Origin of the sequence: Bacillus sp. GMs2/2 (assembly GCF_050172095.1) — a bacterium.
GTDB classification, from domain to species: Bacteria; Bacillota; Bacilli; order Bacillales; family Bacillaceae_G; genus Bacillus_A; species Bacillus_A cereus.
Genome location: NZ_JBNLYE010000653.1, coordinates 1 through 1,464 on the forward strand (window position 1 = coordinate 1; position 1,464 = coordinate 1,464).

Here is a 1,464-nt window from a genome sequence, read left to right on the forward strand (position 1 = left end):
AAATAATAAATATTTCTCAAATGATTCCATCGACTAAGTAATATAAAATTTTCTTTTCTAGTAAGAGATTCATATAGTTCTCCATCACCTGCAGCTGTATAAATCTTAAAATCATCATAACGCAAATTACTTTCCAATTTACAGAAATAGCTTTCGGCTCCGCCAGTTATCAATTTATCTGTCATCAACAGTATATTCATAATTGCGTCTTCCCAACTACATTGATTTTATTTTTTTTATAAGCATGATAAGCATACTTACTAAAATAGTAAAAAATTTGCACCGAATTCAGTCGTTCTTGTTCCCTTAACAATTTCCAATACCGAAAAGCTGCTCTAATTTTATTTCTAGAAACAGAATTTGTAACAATTCTATATTTTGCTAACACTTGCTGTATCCCTTTTGCTTCATACCCTTCATGTAATAAGTTCAGCCATAACGCTGTATCCTCCGGCTGTATACTAGGCATTTCGACATACGGAATTTTTTCACGATCAATCATCACTGTTAAACAACCGATAATTGTATTTCCTACTAAATAATGATAGTCAACAGATTTTGGTACACTCACTTCACGATTTAATTCATTACCATTTTCATCAATTAAACTATACGACGCATATGAAAAAGCTATATTCATTTCTTCCATAAATAACAATTGTGTCTTCAATTTATGTGGCAACCATATATCATCACTATCTAAAAAGGCAATGTACCTTCCTCTTGCCTCTTGGATCGCTAAATTCCGAGCTTTAGCAGCACCAACATTTTCTTTTAATGATAATAACCTAATTCGTGAGTCTTCTTCTATTATCTCTTTAATTTTTGCGGCAGATTGGTCGGTTGAACCGTCATCAACGATAATCATTTCCCAGTTTTCATACGATTGATTCTGTACAGATGAAATTGTCTCACCTATAAATCGTATACTATTATAAGAAGGTGTTATTACAGAAACATAAGGCGGCTCGTTATGTGCTGATAGACATTTTACCATCTATCTTTCCCCTTCCTTCATATATTGAAATATACTTCACAACAACTGCTAAAAATAAAAAGAACGCTTCGTTAATAATGAGTGACAATGACATCATCTGAAATAAAAATGCAATCATAGTCAATAGAAGATATGGTTTTTCACGAAACAAAGTATGCTGCGCTAGCTTGAACATTAATATGAATAAAAACGCGCTATATAGAAGAAAACCAATTGTACCCGATTCAGACAAAATTTCTAAAAATGTATTGTGTACATATAATTTTTCATTAAATTGATACTCATAATAATTCGAAAAGTTAAAAGCGCCGATTCCAATATATGGATTGGATAAATAATATTTAAAAGCAGCTTCCCATAATGTAAATCTACCACTTCCATTATCATGGGAAAAATCAGAAATTCGTTTATTTAATATATCATCTAATTGGCCCCCCATTACACTATTCGATAAACTAAAAATAACT

2 protein-coding genes and 1 pseudogene are annotated in these 1,464 nt (G+C 31.4%); all 3 read right to left on the reverse strand.

Annotation, left to right across the window (positions count from 1 at the left end; translation table 11 throughout):
- Positions 1-200, reverse strand: a pseudogene (locus tag ACQGS6_RS28360) (glycosyltransferase family 4 protein); the annotation flags it as partial.
- Positions 197-997 (reverse strand): glycosyltransferase family 2 protein, encoded by an 801-nt coding sequence (locus ACQGS6_RS28365; protein WP_074625330.1) that lies wholly within the window; start codon positions 995-997, stop codon positions 197-199. The gene ACQGS6_RS28365 and the pseudogene ACQGS6_RS28360, both read right to left, overlap by 4 nt.
- On the reverse strand, positions 972-1,464 hold a 493-nt coding region (locus ACQGS6_RS28370; RefSeq protein WP_426966022.1), incomplete at its 5' end, for an O-antigen ligase family protein. The genes ACQGS6_RS28370 and ACQGS6_RS28365, both read right to left, overlap by 26 nt.